Consider the following 17,848-nt stretch of genomic DNA (forward strand, 5'->3'; position numbering starts at 1 on the left):
GACGACTGCTGTATACATACAGTGTGTTGCGCGCGTCCAGCCGGAATGCGCACACCGAGTTCGCATTGCGCAACGTCGTACCAATTACTTACAAAAACCGGGGAACGATTTCCGTCCTTTCGTCACTTCGGCGGGCTATCATGCCGCCTCGTCTTTTTGCTGATCGATAAAGTACCCGCGATAAAAACACGCAGGAAATGGCATTCAGGCACGCAATATGCGCGGATTTCGCGCCTTCTTCGGGCCTGACCGTCTCCTGTCCCCTTCTTGTTGCGCATGCACCACATAAGGTTGCGGGCGTGCAGCGTGCGGGGATATTTTTATCGTTGCAAGGGAACGATATGGCAAAATGCCAACGCACAAACTTAGACACTGCTCGAAGTCTATACAGCGCGTTTTGTTCTGTAGGGAATGTTATACTTCGAGCAATGTATGACTTGTCTTCGTCTACAGGCTCGCAGTAAACCTGCGGTAATCTCAATTTCGAGAGGAGAAATATGAATAAACTTTCAAAGCTCGCGTTCATTGCAGCTACCGCAGTTATGGCTGCATCGGCCTCGGCACAGTCGGTGCCGGCCTCGCGACAAGCCGTGAATGACAACTGGGTGAACGGTACGGGCGAGTATGTGTGGATGAACGGCACGAACGAACTGTGCTGGCGCGACGCATTCTGGACGCCGGCTACGGCAAACGCGAAGTGCGACGGCGCGCTGGTCGCGCAAGTTGCACCGCCGCCGACGCCGGTCGCTCCGCCGCCGCCTGCTATCACGACGCAGAAGATCACGTATCAAGCTGACGCCCTGTTCGACTTCGACAAGGCTGTTCTGAAGCCGGCTGGCAAGACGGCGCTTGACGACCTGGCATCGAAGATCGGCGCGCTGAACCTCGAAGTCGTGGTTGCAACGGGTTACACCGACCGCATCGGTTCGGACAAGTACAACGATCGTCTGTCGCTGCGCCGTGCGCAAGCTGTGAAGGCTTACCTGGTCAGCAAGGGCATCGAAGCCAACCGTATCTACACGGAAGGCAAGGGCAAGCGCGACCCGGTCACGAAGGGTAGCTGCCAACAGAAGAATCGCAAGCAACTCATCGCTTGCCTCGCACCGGATCGTCGCGTGGAAGTCGAAGTTGTCGGCACGACGCGTCAGCCGCAGCAGTAACAGCGAGCAGGATTGCCGCAGATCAAACCCCCGCCTCGGCGGGGGTTTTTTTATGCCCGAAGCATTTCGCGCATTCGTTTAATGGACCGCCGATTCAGGTAGGCTTCGGCTATGGCGCGTTTTGCCCGCCCATTGCGTCGCCTATATACTCGGTCCTAATCGATTCACGACTCAAACAAGGCACTCCCGAACATGACCAACGTCGATCCCCACGAACTGCAGAAATTCAGCGAGCTCGCGCATCGCTGGTGGGACCCGAACGCCGAGTTCAAGCCGCTGCATGAACTGAACCCGGTTCGGCTCGACTGGATCGACGCGCACGCGCATCTGATGAGCAAACGCGTTCTCGACATCGGCTGCGGCGGCGGCATTTTGTCCGAGTCGATGGCCACGCGCGGCGCGAACGTCAAAGGCATCGACTTGTCGTCGAGCGCGCTCGGCGTCGCGGATCTGCACAGTCTCGAAAGCGGCGTCGAGGTCGCGTACGAAGAAGTCTCGGCGGAAGCGCTCGCCGCGCGGGAACCGGGCTCATACGACGTCGTCACCTGCATGGAGATGCTCGAGCACGTTCCGAATCCCGCGGGCACCGTTGCCGCTTGCGCCGCGCTCGTGAAGCCGGGCGGCTGGGTATTCTTCTCCACGTTGAACCGGAACGCGAAGGCGTATTTGTTCGCCGTCATCGGCGCGGAATACATCGCGCGCATGCTGCCGCGCGGCACGCACGATTACGCGCGCTTCATCAAACCGTCGGAGCTCGCCACGTTCGCGCGCGCCGCCTCGCTCTTGCCCGTGGATATCAAGGGCATCACGTATCGGCCGATCTCCAGGCACTTCGGCCTGTCGAACGACACGAGCATCAACTACATGATGGCTTGCCGCCGCGAAGCCTGACGCCATGACCAACGACGATCCCTTGTCTACGGGCACCATCGATACCACGCCCCTTCCGGAACACACGAATCCCCTGCCCCAGCGCCTTGCCGAAGGCGATGGCCTCGGGCTGTGCCAGGCCGTGCTGTTCGACCTCGACGGCACGATCGCCGACACCGCGCCCGACCTCGTCGCCGCGGTGAACAAGATGCGGCACGATCGCGGCCTCGAAATGCGCCCGCTCGAAACGTTGCGGCCGTTCGCGTCGGGGGGCGCGCGCGGTCTGCTCGGCGGCGCGTTCGAGATCGGGCCGGAGCATCACGACTTCGCGTCGATGCGCGAGGAATTCCTCGCCAATTACGAAGCCGATTTGTGCATCGAGACGACGCTCTTTCCGGGCATCGCCGAGATACTCGATCAACTCGATGCGCGCGGCGTGCGCTGGGGCATCGTCACGAACAAGGTGACGCGGTTCGCCGCGCCGCTCGTGGCCTTGCTGGGACTCGACACGCGCGCGGGCTGCCTCGTCTGCGGCGACACGACGCCGCATTCGAAGCCGCATCCGGCACCGCTCCTGCACGCGGCCGAGCTGCTGGATGTGGCGCCGGAGCGCATCGTCTATGTCGGCGACGATTTGCGCGACGTGCAGGCCGGTTTCGCGGCTGGCATGATCACCGTTGCGGCAGCCTACGGCTATTGCGGCGACGATATTCCGCCGCGCCGCTGGCACGCCAATCACGTCGTCGATTCGCCTGAGGAGTTGCAGCATCTGCTGCGTGACATCGCCTGACTTGAAAGTCCCGCGATTCGCCTCATATGGCTTTTCGTGGGATAATTTCTCTTCCGCTTGGGGGCGACCTGGTTTCGACAGGGGTTGTGAAGCGGTCAGGGCATACCGAGGACCCGTCACCTCGTTAATCAATGGGAAAAACGTAACTGCAAACGACGATACGTTCGCACTGGCAGCCTAAGGGCTAGCCGTCCTCTCACTAATTCGCTGACGGGTTAGGGTAGCAATACCACGAGAGGTCATATACGTCAGATAAGCTTTGGTGGCGTCACGACGCCCGAGTCGAAAATCTAGTGAATCGCCGTAACGCAGCGTGTTCGTCCGCGTCGTTACGGTTAAATCAAATGACAGAACTAAGTATGTAGAACTGGTCGTAGAGCGCTTCTGGACGCGGGTTCGATTCCCGCCGCCTCCACCAAAACACCCCCGTGAAACCCGCGATCGCGCAAGCATCGCGGGTTTTTCTTTGGCCGCACGGCAGGCACAACGACAGACGAAAAAAAAGCCCCGCACGGGGGCGGGGCAAACATCCTTGAGAGACATAGCGAGGACAGAGACAACCATCGCTACGTCCGAGAGAATAGGCGGCCACGCGCTGCGTTCGTATCGGAGCGGTCCGAATGCTGTTGCTTTGTGTCAATGACCAACAGATCGGAAGCCGGTTTACTCAGAAAACTCCGATTCTCGCCGTCCGAGCCTCAGCCTATTCTGAAGCTGCACTTCGGAACGTCGGCGGTTTGCGGCGGGCCAGGTGTCATTCCAAGTACCTTGGCCTCGCTCCGTGCGAGGTCTTTTTTTGCCTTAGTTCGAACCGTCCTGCGGACACTTCAGATTGCAGCCGTTCGGATCGCCGTTATCGCCACGGCGGCGCATGGCCGATTTGCCCTGCTGATATTTCGCTGACGGCGCCGACGCCGCGAACTGCATCTGCGGATGCTCGTTCAAACGGAATTGGTCCTGCAGCACGCCCCCCGGCACGCCCGGCGAGTTCTGGGCAAAGGCGACGGGAACCATATAGATCGCGCCAGCGACGAGCGCGGCGGAAGAACAAGCAAGCAACGAGAGTTTCATGGCAGTGAAGTCGACAGCAAAGCGTTAGGTTAGCTCAATTCGCCGTCGATGGCAGTTTTGCGTCCGCCCCGCTCTTTTACAGCGTGTTTCCGTTTCAGCCGTGCAGGCCTTCGTCGACATCGACGAGCAAGCCGCAGTGCGCCGGATCGTAGCCCTCCAGATGAGCGACGCTCTCCGTGAAGCCGTCGCTGCGCAAAATGCGCAGCACCGACGCGAGCTGCGCCTCGTCGAGCCGGGCGCGCTCGCACGCGAAGAAGTAATCCTCGTCGATGATCGGGATGAAATCGAGCGCGAAATGATGAGCGGCGGGCTGCACGCCGAAGCCGAGATCGGCCATGCCGCTCGCGACGAACGCGGCGATCGCCGAATGCGTGAGCTCGGTGGTCGCGTAGCCGTTGATTTGATCGGGATCGACGCCCACGCTACGCAACGACAGATCGAGCAGCATGCGCGTGCCCGAACCCGGCTGACGATTGACGAAGCGCACGTCGCCGCGCGCGAGATCGCGCAAGCCGGAAATCTGCTTCGGATTGCCCTTCGGCAGAAACAGCCCTTGAGTGCGGCGTGTGAGCCGGATGAGCTGATGCCTGTTCCGGTCCAGAAACGGCCGATAAATGTCCGCGCAAGTGGAACGGAATTCGCCGATCGGCAAGTGAAAGCCCGCCAGTTCGCACTCGCCGCGCGCGAGGGCGCTCACCGCTTCGGCGCTCTCGCGATATTTGATGTCGACCGGCACGCGTTGATCGCCCAGCGCGCGCACGAGCGCCGCGACCGCGTAACCGTGCGACGCGTGAATCCGCACCTGGCTGACGCCGCCCGCGAGACGCCGGTTCAGCTCGATGGCCACATCGTTCGCCACCGCCTGCAACGGCGTTTCGAGCCGCTCGCCGCACACGCGCTGCGCGCGCAACACCGATTCGCCCAGTTCGGACAGCACCGAGCCGCGACCGCGCGATTTGGTGATGAGCGCACCGCCCAGCCGCGCTTCGATTTCGCGCAACAAACCCCACGCGTGACGATAGGACAAACCCTTAGCGCTCGCGGCGTTCGCGATGCTGCCCGTCTGCGCGACGAGCTTCAAAAGCGGCACAACCGCGCTGAGACTGGTTTCCCGGCCATCCGCGTCGCGCAGGATCAGCTCCGCGCGGCATTCGACGTCCACCATATGCACTCCCCCTTCCTATTGCCAAGATATATCACGACGCCTATTGTTCTTTTACAGGCTCGGCACCCGTAATTATATCCGTCCAAATATGTACCAACAAAACATATGCCGAGTGTTGGAGGAGCCCCATGACACATCCGCAGCTTTCCGCCGCTGCATCCGCTGAAATCGTGCGTCGCCACGCAATACAAGGCGCGACGTTGATGACCATTCTTCACGCCATCCAGGACGAAGTCGGCTATGTGCCGGAGACGGCGATCGCGCCGCTCGCACAAACGCTGTCGCTGTCGCGCGCAGAAGTTCATGGCGTCGTCACGTATTACCATCACTTCCGGTCCGCCCCGCCCGCGCGCGTGACCGTGCAGCTTTGCCGCGCGGAAGCGTGCCGCAGCATGGGCACGGAAGCGCTGAAGGATCACATCGAAGGACACACGGGTTGCCGCTTCGACAGCGGCCATGCCGAAGAGACCGAGCTCGAATCCGTGTTCTGCCTCGGTCAATGCGCGCTCTCCCCGGCGATGACGATCAACGGCGAACTGCACGCGCGCGTGACGCCGGCGAAGTTCGACCGCCTGTATGCAGCGGCGCAGACGAAAGTCGCGGAGGTGACGGCATGACCCGCATCTATGTACCGATCGATTCCGCCGCGCTCGCGCTGGGCGCGGACGCCGTCGCGCAAGCCATCGCGAGCGAAGCGCTGAAGCGCGGCCTCGACGTCCAACTCGTGCGCAACGGCTCGCGCGGCCTCTTCTATCTCGAACCGCTCGTCGAGGTCGAGACGCCGGACGGGCGCATTGGCTATTCGAACGTCGACGCGGAAGACGTCGCCTCGCTCTTCGATGCGGGCTTCCACGAAGGCAGCGCGCATGAAAAGAACGTCGGCATCGTCGATGAGATTCCGTATCTGAAGAACCAGCAGCGTCTGACGTTCGCGCGCATCGGCATTACCGATCCGTTGTCGATCGACGATTACGTCGCGCTCGGCGGACTCCATGGCCTGCGCAACGTGCTCGACATGAACGGCGACGCCGTCTGCGCAGCGCTGCTCGATTCCGGCCTGCGCGGACGCGGCGGCGCGGCGTTTCCGGCGGGCATCAAATGGAAGACCGTGCGCGGCGCGCTGGCGGACCAGAAATACATCGTCTGCAATGCCGACGAAGGCGACTCCGGCACGTTCTCCGACCGCCTCGTCATGGAAAGCGATCCGTACATGCTGATCGAAGGCATGATCATCGCGGGCGTGGCGGTCGGCGCGACCAAGGGCTACATCTATGTGCGCAGCGAGTATCCGCATTCGATCGCGACGCTGAACCAAGCGATCGACAAGGCGCGCGACGCGGGCTGGCTCGGCGCGAGCGTGCTCGGCACGTCGCACGAGTTCGAGCTGTATGTCGCAAAGGGCGCGGGCGCGTACGTGTGCGGCGAGGAAACGGCGCTGCTCGAATCGCTCGAAGGCAAGCGCGGCATCGTGCGCGCGAAGCCGCCGGTTCCCGCGCTCACGGGTCTGTACGGCAAGCCGACGGTCATCAACAACGTCATCACGCTCGCGACGGTGCCGATCATCTTCGCGAAGGGCGCGGCCTTCTATCGCGACTTCGGCATGGGCCGTTCGCGCGGCACGCTGCCCTTCCAGATCGCCGGCAACGTGAAGCAAGGCGGACTCGTCGAACTCGCGTTCGGCGTGACGCTGCGCGAGCTGATCTATACCTACGGCGACGGCACCGCGAGCGGACGTCCCGCGCGCGCGGTGCAAGTCGGCGGTCCGCTCGGCACGTATCTGCCGGAAAGCCAGTGGGATATTCCGCTCGATTACGAGGAGTACGCGAAGGTCGGCGCGGTGGTCGGCCACGGCGGGCTCGTCGTTCACGACGACACATCGAACCTTGCCGAGCTCGCGCAATACGCGATGCACTTCTGCGCGCTCGAATCCTGCGGCAAGTGCACGCCGTGCCGCATCGGCTCGACGCGCGGCGAGGAAGTCATCGCGAAGATTCGCGAGGGCGATACGTCGGTGAAGCAGATCACGCTCTTGCGCGAACTGTGCGACACGATGGTGTCCGGCTCGCTCTGCGCGATGGGCGGCATGACGCCGTTTCCGGTGATGTCCGCGCTCGATCACTTCCCCGAAGATTTCGGCTTGCCCCGCACGCCCGCGCAGAAGGCGGCGTAAAGAAAAGGAGACAAACATGTCCAACACCATCAACGGCTGCGGCTCCGGCAACTGCGCGTGCAAGAGCGCGGCATCGGTGCAGCGCCGCGATCCGTTCGACGAAACCGACTACGGCACGCCGCTGCGTCATGCGGATGTCGACGTGACGCTGGAAATCGACGGCGAAAGCGTCACGGTTCCGGCCGGCACGTCCGTGATGCGCGCCGCGATCGAAGCCGGCGTCAACGTGCCGAAGCTCTGCGCCACCGATTCGCTCGAACCGTGGGGTTCGTGCCGCCTGTGCCTCGTCGAGATCGAAGGCAAGCGCGGCTATCCGGCATCGTGCACGACGCCCGTCGAAGCGGGCATGAAAGTACGCACGCAAAGCGACAAGCTGCAATCGCTGCGCAAGAACGTGATGGAGCTCTATATCTCCGATCACCCGCTCGACTGCCTCACCTGTCCCGCCAACGGCGATTGCGAGTTGCAGGACATGGCGGGCGTCGTCGGCTTGCGCGAAGTGCGCTATGGCTACGAAGGCGCAAACCATCTGAAGGACAAGAAGGACGAGTCGAACCCGTACTTCACCTACGATCCGTCGAAGTGCATCGTCTGCAATCGATGCGTGCGCGCGTGCGAGGAAACGCAAGGCACGTTCGCGTTGACCATCGCCGGACGCGGCTTCGAATCGCGCGTCGCCGCGAGCGAAAACGTGCCGTTCATGGAAAGCGAATGCGTGTCGTGCGGCGCGTGTGTCGCCGCGTGCCCGACCGCGACGCTGCAGGAAAAGAGCGTCATCATGCTCGGCCAGGCGGAGCATTCCGCCATCACGACGTGCGCGTATTGCGGCGTCGGCTGCTCGCTCAAGGCGGAGATGAAGGGCAACACCGTCGTGCGCATGACGCCGAACAAGAACGGCCAGGCGAACGAAGGCCACGCGTGCGTGAAAGGCCGCTTCGCATGGGGTTACGCGACGCACAAGGACCGCATCAAGAAGCCGATGATCCGCGCGAAGATCACCGATCCGTGGCGCGAAGTGTCGTGGGACGAAGCGCTCAACTATGCGGCGAGCGAGTTCCGCCGCATTCAGGACAAGTACGGACGCGATTCGATCGGCGGCATCACGTCGTCGCGCTGCACGAACGAAGAGACGTATCTCGTGCAGAAGCTCGTGCGGGCGGCGTTCGGCAACAACAACGTCGATACCTGCGCGCGCGTCTGCCATTCGCCGACCGGTTACGGCCTCAAGACGACGCTCGGCGAATCGGCGGGCACGCAGACGTTCGCATCGGTGGAACAGTCGGATGTGATCATCGTGATCGGCGCGAATCCGACCGACGGCCATCCCGTCTTCGGCTCGCGGCTGAAGCGCCGCGTGCGTGAAGGCGCGAAGCTCATTGTGATCGATCCGCGCCGCATCGATATCGTCGATACGCCGCACGTCAAGGCGCAGTATCACCTGCAATTGCGCCCCGGCACGAACGTCGCGATGGTCAATTCGCTCGCGCACGTGATCGTCACGGAAGGCTTGCTGAAGGACGATTTCATCGCCGAGCGCTGCGAGGAGCGCGCGTTCGGCCAATGGCGCGATTTCGTCGCGACGGAAGAGAACTCGCCCGAAGCGATGGAAAGCGTCACCGGCGTGCCCGCGAAACTGGTGCGCGAAGCCGCGCGCGTGTACGCGACGGGCGGCAACGGCGCGATCTATTACGGCCTCGGCGTCACGGAGCACGCGCAAGGCTCGACGACGGTCATGGGCATCGCGAACCTCGCGATGGCGACCGGCAATGTCGGCCGTGAAGGCGTCGGCGTGAATCCGCTGCGCGGCCAGAACAACGTGCAGGGCTCGTGCGACATGGGCTCGTTCCCGCACGAGCTGCCGGGCTATCGGCATATCGGCGATGCTGCGACGCGCTCGCTCTTCGAAGAAGCGTGGGATGTGAAGCTGCAGCCGGAACCCGGCCTGCGCATTCCGAACATGTTCGATGCCGCGATGCACGGCACCTTCATGGGCCTTTATTGCCAGGGCGAGGACATCGTTCAGTCGGATCCGAACACGCAGCACGTCGCCGATGCGCTGTCGTCGATGGAATGCATCGTCGTGCAGGACATCTTCCTGAACGAGACGGCGAAGTACGCGCACGTGCTCTTGCCCGGTTCGACCTTCCTCGAAAAGGACGGCACCTTCACCAACGCCGAGCGCCGCATCTCGCGCGTGCGCAAGGTGATGCCGCCGCTCGCGGGCTTCTCCGACTGGGAAGTGACGATCAAGCTTTCGCGCGCGCTCGGCTACGAGATGAACTACGCGAACCCGTCCGAGATCATGGACGAGATCGCGCGTCTCACGCCGACGTTCCACGGTGTCTCGTACGAACGTCTCGACGAGCTCGGCAGCATCCAGTGGCCGTGCAACGAGCGCGCGCCGGACGGCACGCCGACCATGCACATCGACGAATTCGTGCGCGGCAAGGGACGCTTCGTCATTACGAAGTTCGTCGCGACGCCGGAAAAGGTCACGCGCAAATATCCGCTGCTGCTCACGACGGGGCGCATCCTGTCGCAATACAACGTGGGCGCGCAGACGCGTCGTACCGAAAACTCGCAATGGCACGACGAGGATCGCCTGGAGATCCATCCGGTCGACGCGGAAGATCGCGGCATCAAGATGGACGACTGGGTCGGCATCGAGTCGCGCGCGGGGCAGACCGTGTTGCGCGCGAAGATCTCGGAGCGCATGCAGCCGGGCGTCGTCTATACGACGTTCCACTTCCCCGAGTCGGGCGCGAACGTCATCACGACGGATTCTTCCGACTGGGCGACGAACTGTCCGGAGTACAAGGTGACGGCGGTGCAGGTGATGCCGGTCGAGCAGCCGTCGCAATGGCAGAAGGAGTATTCGCGCTTCAACACGCAGCAGCTCGAGCTGCTCAACCTCGCCACGACTTCTTCAGGAAAATAAGCAATGGATGTCGATAACCTGATCGAGATGGCGAACCGCATCGGCGAATTCTTCGATTCGATGCCGGACCGCCCCGAAGCCGTCGATAGCGTCGCGGATCACATCCGCCGGTTCTGGGAGCCGCGCATGCGGCTCGCGATTCTCGCCGCGCTCGACAATCCGGAAGCGAGCGCGACGATGGAGCCGATCGTGCGCGAGGCGCTCAGTCTGCATCGAATAGATCTGACGCCGAAAGCTGCGACCGCCTGAAACTCCTCGAAGCCCTGCACCGCAGGGCTTTTTCAATCCTCCCGATACTCGCGTTGCGGCTGCCGCTCGATGTTCGTCTCCTGCGCGCCGAACCACGTTTCGCAGTGACGCAAGAGCGCGTGCACATCCGACGGCGCCCGCCCGCGCGCCGCGATATAGCCATCGGGACGCACGAGATAGAACGCGGGGCGCGTGCGGCCATAGTTGTCGGTGAGCGAGTTCGCGCCGTCGCCTTGCGTATCGGTGATGCGCCACACGCGCACCGCGTTCGGCAGGATCGCTTCGACGGACTGCGCGAGGCCGTCGAGATCGGGATCGCGCATCGCGTGGGCGACGGTGATCGTCGCGGGCGCGAGGGCGATATCGTCCTCGCCCGACGGATTCACCAGCAGAAACAGCGAGAAGCAGCCGGGATCGTGCAGATCGTAAAGACAGCCGACGCCCGGCAAACGCCCGAGCGGCCCGTCGACGACATGCACACGCGCATCGGGCGCGCGCTCGCCCGCGCGCGGACCGCCGTCGAGCAGACGCTCCAGCGTGAGCGGACTCTTGCGATAGTTGATCGACAGCTCGCTGACCGTGCGCCGCATCGCGTCGCGCAACGGACCGATCGCGGCGAGCGCGGGCATCACGTGATCGCGCATCAGCTTCATCGGGCCATGCTCGGCGCCGGCCATCTGCGTGAGCATGCTCGATTGGCGCAGCACGTCGCGCTCGATCGGATGCCGCTCCATGTGATAAGTGTCGAGCAGCCGCTCGGGCGCGTTGCCCGCGAGCATGCGAGCGATCTTCCAGCCGAGATTGAACGCTTCCTGAATGCCGGTGTTCATGCCCTGCGCGCCGGCGGGACTATGCACGTGCGCCGAATCGCCGGCCAGGAACACGCGCTCCACGCGAAGCTTGTCGACCATGCGGCTATTCAGATGAAAGTACGACGACCACGTCATGTTCGACAGCGCGATCTTGTGATGCACGCGCCGCTCGACGAGCGCGCGGCATTCGTCGAGCGTCGGGCCGGCTTTCGCGCCGGCCGCGTTGACCGCGCTTGCGGCAGGCGCGGGCAGATCGGCGATCAGGCGCGCGCGGTCGCCGCCCATCGGAAAGAGCGCGGCCAAGCCTTCGCCCGAAGCGAAGATGTGAAATTCGTCGTCGGGCCAGTCGGAGTCCGCATCGAGGTCGGCGAGCAGGTACGTTTGATCGAACGTCTTGCCGTCGAAACCGATGCCGAGCCGATGCCGCACGAAACTGTGCGCGCCGTCCGCGGCGATCAGATACGAAGGCCGCAGCAGCTCGTCGCGCCCGTTCGGATGGCGCAGCGTCGCGTGCAGACCGGCCGAGCCTTGCGACACATCGACCACTTCGACACCGCGCTCGATATCGACGCGACAGCCCGCCAGATGCTCGGCGAGCAGACGTTCGGTCTGCGACTGTTCGAGAAAGAGCAGATACGGATAACGCGTCTGCAGCGGATCGAAATCGAGGCGCGCGAGGCGCTGGCCGTTGGAATAGAGATTCGCGACGCGCGCGCGATGGCCGAGCTCGAGAAACGGCTTGACGACGCGATGCTGTTCGAAGAGTTCGAGCGTGCGCGCCTGAATGCCGATCGCGCGTGAATGCGGCGACGGCTCGCGCGCGCGGTCGACGAGCCTCACCGGAATGTGCGCGCGCGCGAGACTCATCGCGGCGGCGAGGCCCGTCGGACCGGCGCCGACGATGAGAACGGGCGCCACGTCCAGCTTGTCGTTCGGATTCAGCTTTGGCGCGAACATGCAGTCGGTCCTCCCTGAAACGTCACGCGCTCTAGTGTACGCCCGCGAACCGCTCGCTCAGTGGGCGTGGCCGCGCTCGCTGAGCACGCACGCCTGGCATGCCTCGCCGAACTCGACCTGCACGGTCGCGTGATGCATCGAATATTCGCTGCGCAAGGTCGTGACGACGTCCTGCACGAACGCATCGCCGGGATGGCCTTGCGGCATCACGAGATGCACGGTGAGCGCGTTTTCGGTCGTCGAGAGCGCCCAGACGTGCAGGTCGTGGACGTCGCGCACGCCGGGAAGCCCGGTCAGATATCGCTCGATGCGCGACATGTCGACCGAAGGCGGAACGGCGGCCATCGCGAGGCGCATCGCGTCGCGCCCGAGTCCCCAGGTGCCGTAGACGATCACCGACACGACGATCAGGCTCATCAGCGGATCGAGCCAGCTCGCGCCCGTGAACAGGATGATGAGGCCGCTCACCGCGACGGCGGCGGAGATCGCGGCATCGGCGGCCATGTGCAGGAACGCACCGCGCACGTTGAGGTCTTCCTTGCTGCCGTGCATGAAGAGCCACGCGGAAAAGCCGTTCACGACCATGCCGAGCGTCGCGACGATGAACACGTCGAGGCCCGCGACGGGCGCCGGGTCGAAGAGACGCTCGATCGCTTCGAGGACGATCGCGCCGCACGCGAACAGCAGGAGCGCGGCGTTGGCGAGCGACGCCAGAATCGACGAGCTGCCGAGACCGAACGTATAGCGCGCGTTCGGCCGGCGCTTGCCGAGCCACACGGCGCCCCACGCGAGCAGCAGGCCGAGCACATCGGAGAGATTGTGGCCGGCGTCGGCGAGCAGCGCGGTCGAATGCGCGAGAAAGCCGTAGATGGCCTGCACGATCACGATCAGCAGATTCAGGCCGACCGCGAGCGCGAACGTGCGGCCCTGCCCTTCCTGCGGCGCGTGATGATGGTGATGTCCATGTCCGCCGTGCCCGTGCCCGTGCCCGTGCCCGTGCCCGTGCCCGTGCTCGTGCTCGTGCCCGTCGTGATGCTCGTGTTTGTCGTGCTGATGCGTGCTCATCGGCGTGCTCGTTGTTCGGTGAGTGTCATTCGATGTCCGCGGCATCGGCCTGCGGCTCCGCGATGTGCTCTCGCAACTCGGCGAGCATCGTGCTGATATGGCGATCCGCCGCCACGTAGAAAACCTGCTTGCCCTGGCGTTCGGCCCGCACGATTCGCGCCGCGCGCAAGAGCCGCAGATGATGGCTCACCAGCGACGCGGACAACCCGAGCAACTCCGCGATCGCCCCCACCGCGCGCTTGCGTTCGACGCATGCGAGCACGATGCGCAGGCGCGTCGGGTCGCCGAGCAGACGGAACAGATCGGCGAGCGGCACGACGCGGTCATCCGAAGTGATCGGGACGGCGGCGGAAGAATCGGAAACCGGATCGGAAGCCACGGACATCGTCAACATATGAATAGATGTTCATATGTTAAGTGCCATCGCCGCAACAAGTCAACGTCGCTTTGGCGGGGCGCTGTCCCCGGTGTGGGAAAATGCGAGGTTTGCTTTTCCGGGACAGCAGTTTCCCCGTCATGGACACCGTATTCGCCCGCGGTTTCGCGGCCCATCGCGACGGTCGCCTGACCGACGCGGAGCGCGACTATCAGGCCGCGCTCGCCGCCGAACCCCATCATGTCGACGCCTTGCACTATCTCGGCGTGCTGCGCCATCAACAGGGCCAGCACGCGGAGGCGGCCGAGCTCGTGCGCCGCGCGGTCGACCTGCGCCCGACCGATGCCGGCCTGCAGCTCAATCTCGGCAACGCGCTGAAGGCGCTCGGCCGTCTCGACGACGCGATCGAGCGCTTTCGCAACGCGCTCACGCTCGCGCCGGGCTTTCCGCTCGCGCAGTACAACCTCGGCAACGCCTACACGGCGGCCGGCCGTCACGAAGACGCCGCCGACGCGTTCGAAAAGGCGCTGCGCCTGCAGCCGAACGACGCCGCCGCGTGGAACAACTTCGGCAACTCGCTTTCCGCGCTGCAGCGCTTCAAAGACGCCGCGCAGGCGTTCAGGCGCGCGCTCGCGCTGCGTCCGCGTCATGCCGGCGCGCACAACAATCTCGGCATGGCGTTGAACGCGCTCGGCGATACCCTCGGCGCGATCGCGCACTTTCGCGCCGCGCTCGACGCCGAGCCCAACTACGTCGCCGCGCACTTCAATCTCGGCAATCTCCTCGAAACGCACGGCCATCCGGAAGACGCGCTGCCAGCGCTGCAGAAAGCCGTCGCCTTGCATCCGCATTTCGCGCCGGGCTATTTCGGGCTTGGTCACGCGCTCGCGAAGCTGGGCCGTCACGATGACGCCATCGCGCACTTCGAGCGCGCGGTCGGGCTCGATCCGAAATACGGCGTCGCCTGGCTGTGCCTCGGCAACGCGCGGCTTGCGCTCGGCGCGCATCAGGCGGCGCTGCGCGCATTCGACGAAGCGTTGCGCATCGATCCTTCGATGCCCGCCGCGCATCTGAACCGGGCGCTGGCCCTGCTCGCCATCGGCGATTACGCGCGCGGTCTCGCCGGTTACGAGTGGCGTCTGCAGACGCCCGGCAGCGAGCCGCCGCCGCGCCTGCCACGCTGGAACGGCGAACCGATGCCGGGCCGCACGCTGCTCGTGCGCGCCGAGCAGGGCTTTGGCGACACCTTGCAGTTCGCGCGTTTCGTGCCGTTCGCGGCGAAGCTCGCCGGCAAGCTGGTGCTCGAAGTGCAGCCCGCGCTCGTGCCGCTGCTCGCGCCTGCCGCGCATGCCGCGCGCGTCGAACTGAAGAGCAAGTCAGATGGCGTCCCGGTGCACGCCGACGCGTTCTGTCCGCTGTTAAGCCTGCCGCTCGCGCTCGGCATGACCGCGCTCGACGCGATCCCGGCGCGCGCGCCCTATCTCGTCGTGCCCGCCGAATACCGGCGCAAGTGGCGCGGCTCGATCGGTGGCCAGCACAAGCGCAAGATCGGCATCGCCTGGTCCGGACGGATGCAGCCGGGCGAAACGCGCTCGATCCCTGTCGCCGAGCTCGCGCCGCTGTTCGCGCTCGAAGGCATCGACTGGGTCGTGCTGCAGCCGTTCGTCACGGGCCGCGAGCGTGACTTGCTGGGCGCGCATCCGAACGCAGCATCGATTCATCTGCTGGAAAACCGGCTCGAAAACTTCGCCGATACGGGCGCGATCGTCGATCGGCTCGACGCCGTCGTCTCCGTCGATACGTCCGTCGCGCACCTCGCGGGCGCGCTCGGCAAGCCGCTCTGGGTAATGCTGCCGTTCGCCGCCGACTGGCGCTGGGGCATCGGCAGCGCCGAATGCGCGTGGTATCCGGGCGCGCGGCTCGTGCGTCAGCGCGCGCCGGGGCAATGGCGCGAAGTCATCGACGACACCGCGGCGGCGCTGGCGGCGCTTCCCGCATAAAAAATCCCCGCTTCATCGGCGGGGATTTTTTTCGACTGTTCAGCCGGATCACGCCGTCTTGTACTGATTGCGCGCCTCGGGCGAGCGATACAGCACGAGCGTCGCGATCAGGCCGCACACCGCGGCAAGTCCCATCCACAGTCCGGGCGCGGCCTTGTTGCCGGTCGCGTGGATCAGATACGTCGAAATCGCGGGCGTGAAACCGCCGATGGTCGTCGCGAGGCTATAGGCCATCGAGAAGCCGGTCGTGCGTACATCGACGGGCATTACTTCGGTCAGCGCCACCACCATCGCGCCGTTGTAGCTGCCGTACAGGAACGAGAGCCACAGTTCGCACATCAGCAGACGCACGAACGACGGCTCCGCGACGAGCCATTGCACGACCGGATACGACGTCAGAATGGTGAGAATCGTAAAGACGAGCAGCACCGGGCGGCGGCCGACGCGATCCGAGACCGCGCCCATCAGCGGCAGCCAGACGAGATTCGAGATGCCGACGCATACGGTCACGACGAGCGCATCGATCGCGGAGAGCTTCAGCACTTCCTTGCCGAAGGTCGGCGTGTACGCGGTGATCATGTAGAACGACACCGTCGTCATGATGACCATGCCCATGCCGGCCAGCACGACGCCCCAGTTCTGCCCGATCGAGCGCGCGATCTCGCCCATGCTCGGACGATGCTTCCGCGCGAGGAACTCGTCTGTTTCACGCAGCGAGCGCCGCACGATGAAGAGAAACGGCACGATCAGGCAGCCGATCAAAAACGGCACGCGCCAGCCCCACGCGGTCATCTGCTCGGGCGGAAGGAGCCGGTTCATGATGACGCCGATCAGGGCGGCGAACACGACGGCGACCTGCTGGCTGCCCGACTGCCACGAACAATAGAAGCCCTTGTTGCCCTTGGTCGCGATTTCGGACAGATACACGGAGACGCCGCCCAGCTCCACGCCGGCCGAGAATCCTTGCAGCAGCCGCCCGCCTAGTACGATGACCGGCGCGAGCGCACCGATGGTCGCGTAGCCCGGCACGAGCGCGACGCACGCCGTCCCGACGGCCATTAGCCCGAGCGTGAGGATCAGGCCCTTGCGCCGGCCGTGATGATCGATATAGGCGCCGAGCACGATGGCGCCGACCGGCCGCATCAGAAAGCCCGCGCCGAAGACGGACAGCGCGAGCATCAGCGAGGCGAATTCGTTGCCGCTCGGAAAATAGGTTTTGGCGATCGCCGAGGCGTAATAGCCGTAGACCATGAAGTCATACATTTCGAGGAAGTTTCCGCTGACGACGCGAAACACCGTCTTGAACTTCGACTCGTTGGCGGGTGCTACGTGGGCTGTGGACATGAATTTCTCGAAAGAGCTGTGGGCGCACTTCAGTTTTTGGTTTCGGCGTGGCCGCAAGACCGTAGACGGTCGCCGTGCTCGGCCGGCCGCGACGACGGGACGACTTGTGCCATCTTTTGTAAGCGCAACGTCGACAATCTTAACGCCGCGCCGCTCGCGACTGTACACAACTTCGCGCAATATCGCCGAAATAAAGCTTAAAATACGATTACGTATGCCTAACTTTTAACTGACAGCACCTCAAAAGATGAACGCGAATATCAGGCTACGCACGGCGACCGCCGAAGACACCGCCCTCATCGCCTCGATGCACGCGTCGAGTTGGGCGTCGGCGTATCGGGGCATCCTGCCGGACGAGTATCTCGATCGCGATCTGAGCGCGGAGCGCGCCGAACACTGGATCGCGCGCATGAAGGATGTCGCGGCCGGCGCGGCGACCGTGTTCATCGCGGAGCACGAGGGCGAGCCGGTCGGCTTCATCTGTCTCGTCGAGCCGGATGCGGCGGGCAGCGTGCTCGTCGACAATCTGCACGCGCTGCCGGGACATCGCGGCCTCGGCACCGGCACCGCGATGCTCGAGGAAGCGGCGCGTTGGGCACGCGCGCGCGGGGCGCGGGAACTGTATCTTTCCGTGCTCGAACAGAACGCCGCGGCGATCGGCTTTTACGAATCGCGCGGCTGGCAACTCGCGGCGCGCGAAGCGGATCACATGGCGGGCGTCGCGCTTTTCTCTCTTCGATACGTGTATCCGCTCGACTGAGCACACGAGGATCGGCTCGGTCAATAAGCATTCCTGTCAAAAATCGACAATAGGAATCTTCTGGTCGTCGGGGACGTGACCGTTTCGTATGATCGCGGGTCGAATTTCGGCGATTCTCGCG

15 protein-coding genes and 1 other RNA gene are annotated in these 17,848 nt (G+C 64.1%); 10 read left to right on the forward strand and 6 right to left on the reverse strand.

The annotated features are described in order from the left end of the window. Positions 1-497 precede the first annotated feature (497 nt). From ompA to ssrA, 4 genes are all read left to right on the forward strand, one after another. Complete coding sequence (gene ompA, locus QCE58_RS11610; RefSeq protein ID WP_033537188.1) at positions 498-1,160, forward strand: outer membrane protein OmpA; 663 nt, start codon at positions 498-500, stop codon at positions 1,158-1,160. Positions 1,161-1,352: 192 nt separating this feature from the next. Beyond that, the gene (gene ubiG, locus QCE58_RS11615) at positions 1,353-2,051 is read left to right on the forward strand and encodes a bifunctional 2-polyprenyl-6-hydroxyphenol methylase/3-demethylubiquinol 3-O-methyltransferase UbiG (RefSeq protein WP_250496936.1); all 699 of its coding nucleotides are present in this window, start codon (positions 1,353-1,355) and stop codon (positions 2,049-2,051) included. 4 nt (positions 2,052-2,055) lie between these two features. Beyond that, the gene (gph, locus tag QCE58_RS11620) at positions 2,056-2,820 is read left to right on the forward strand and encodes a phosphoglycolate phosphatase (RefSeq protein WP_250521262.1); all 765 of its coding nucleotides are present in this window, start codon (positions 2,056-2,058) and stop codon (positions 2,818-2,820) included. Between the two features lie 59 nt (positions 2,821-2,879). Beyond that, positions 2,880-3,238: a transfer-messenger RNA gene (gene ssrA, locus QCE58_RS11625) on the forward strand. A 383-nt stretch (positions 3,239-3,621) separates the two neighbouring features. Here the strand turns inward: ssrA and QCE58_RS11630 are convergent. After that, on the reverse strand, positions 3,622-3,891 hold the full coding sequence (locus QCE58_RS11630) for a hypothetical protein (protein WP_008342435.1): 270 nt from the start codon (positions 3,889-3,891) through the stop codon (positions 3,622-3,624). Positions 3,892-3,985: 94 nt separating this feature from the next. Continuing rightward, entirely contained in the window at positions 3,986-5,056 is a 1,071-nt protein-coding gene (locus QCE58_RS11635; protein WP_008342436.1) for a substrate-binding domain-containing protein, read from the reverse strand. Positions 5,057-5,184: 128 nt separating this feature from the next. On the opposite strand from QCE58_RS11635, the gene QCE58_RS11640 reads away from it, so the two are divergent. From QCE58_RS11640 to QCE58_RS11655, 4 genes are read left to right on the forward strand one after another with little or no spacing between them, the layout of a single operon-like run. Continuing rightward, positions 5,185-5,673: an NAD(P)H-dependent oxidoreductase subunit E gene (locus tag QCE58_RS11640; RefSeq protein ID WP_250440047.1), complete on the forward strand. Its 489-nt coding sequence runs from the start codon at positions 5,185-5,187 to the stop codon at positions 5,671-5,673. Further along, on the forward strand, positions 5,670-7,226 hold the full coding sequence (locus QCE58_RS11645) for an NADH-quinone oxidoreductase subunit NuoF (RefSeq protein ID WP_250440048.1): 1,557 nt from the start codon (positions 5,670-5,672) through the stop codon (positions 7,224-7,226). Before QCE58_RS11640 ends, QCE58_RS11645 begins: the two co-directional genes overlap by 4 nt. A 16-nt stretch (positions 7,227-7,242) precedes the next feature. Further along, positions 7,243-10,164: a formate dehydrogenase subunit alpha gene (fdhF, locus tag QCE58_RS11650; RefSeq protein ID WP_034472719.1), complete on the forward strand. Its 2,922-nt coding sequence runs from the start codon at positions 7,243-7,245 to the stop codon at positions 10,162-10,164. 3 nt (positions 10,165-10,167) lie between these two features. Beyond that, positions 10,168-10,413: a formate dehydrogenase subunit delta gene (locus QCE58_RS11655; RefSeq protein ID WP_008342440.1), complete on the forward strand. Its 246-nt coding sequence runs from the start codon at positions 10,168-10,170 to the stop codon at positions 10,411-10,413. A gap of 32 nt (positions 10,414-10,445) precedes the next feature. Here the strand turns inward: QCE58_RS11655 and QCE58_RS11660 are convergent, their stop codons facing one another. The 3 genes from QCE58_RS11660 to QCE58_RS11670 are packed head-to-tail and all read right to left on the reverse strand — an operon-like array spanning position 10,446 to position 13,632. Continuing rightward, positions 10,446-12,182 carry an FAD-dependent monooxygenase gene (locus QCE58_RS11660; RefSeq protein WP_051996560.1) on the reverse strand — a complete coding sequence of 579 codons (1,737 nt, stop codon included), beginning with the start codon at positions 12,180-12,182 and terminating at the stop codon, positions 10,446-10,448. A 57-nt stretch (positions 12,183-12,239) separates the two neighbouring features. After that, on the reverse strand, positions 12,240-13,247 hold the full coding sequence (locus tag QCE58_RS11665; RefSeq protein WP_250521263.1) for a cation diffusion facilitator family transporter: 1,008 nt from the start codon (positions 13,245-13,247) through the stop codon (positions 12,240-12,242). Between the two features lie 25 nt (positions 13,248-13,272). Further along, positions 13,273-13,632, reverse strand: a complete 360-nt coding sequence (locus tag QCE58_RS11670) for a helix-turn-helix transcriptional regulator (protein WP_085955275.1) — start codon at positions 13,630-13,632, stop codon at positions 13,273-13,275. 131 nt (positions 13,633-13,763) lie between these two features. On the opposite strand from QCE58_RS11670, the gene QCE58_RS11675 reads away from it, so the two are divergent. Next, complete coding sequence (locus QCE58_RS11675) at positions 13,764-15,623, forward strand: tetratricopeptide repeat protein (RefSeq protein WP_008342444.1); 1,860 nt, start codon at positions 13,764-13,766, stop codon at positions 15,621-15,623. A 48-nt stretch (positions 15,624-15,671) separates the two neighbouring features. On the opposite strand, the gene QCE58_RS11680 is transcribed toward QCE58_RS11675, so the two are convergent. Then, complete coding sequence (locus QCE58_RS11680) at positions 15,672-16,967, reverse strand: MFS transporter (RefSeq protein WP_250440051.1); 1,296 nt, start codon at positions 16,965-16,967, stop codon at positions 15,672-15,674. 247 nt (positions 16,968-17,214) lie between these two features. Here QCE58_RS11680 and QCE58_RS11685 point away from each other — a divergent pair, with 247 nt between their 5' ends. After that, a complete protein-coding gene (locus QCE58_RS11685; protein ID WP_250435007.1) occupies positions 17,215-17,727 on the forward strand; it encodes a GNAT family N-acetyltransferase in 513 nt (170 codons plus the stop codon). Positions 17,728-17,848: the final 121 nt, after the last annotated feature.

The sequence above is a fragment of the Caballeronia sp. LZ028 genome, assembly GCF_031451415.1.
GTDB lineage: Bacteria > Pseudomonadota > Gammaproteobacteria > Burkholderiales > Burkholderiaceae > Caballeronia > Caballeronia zhejiangensis.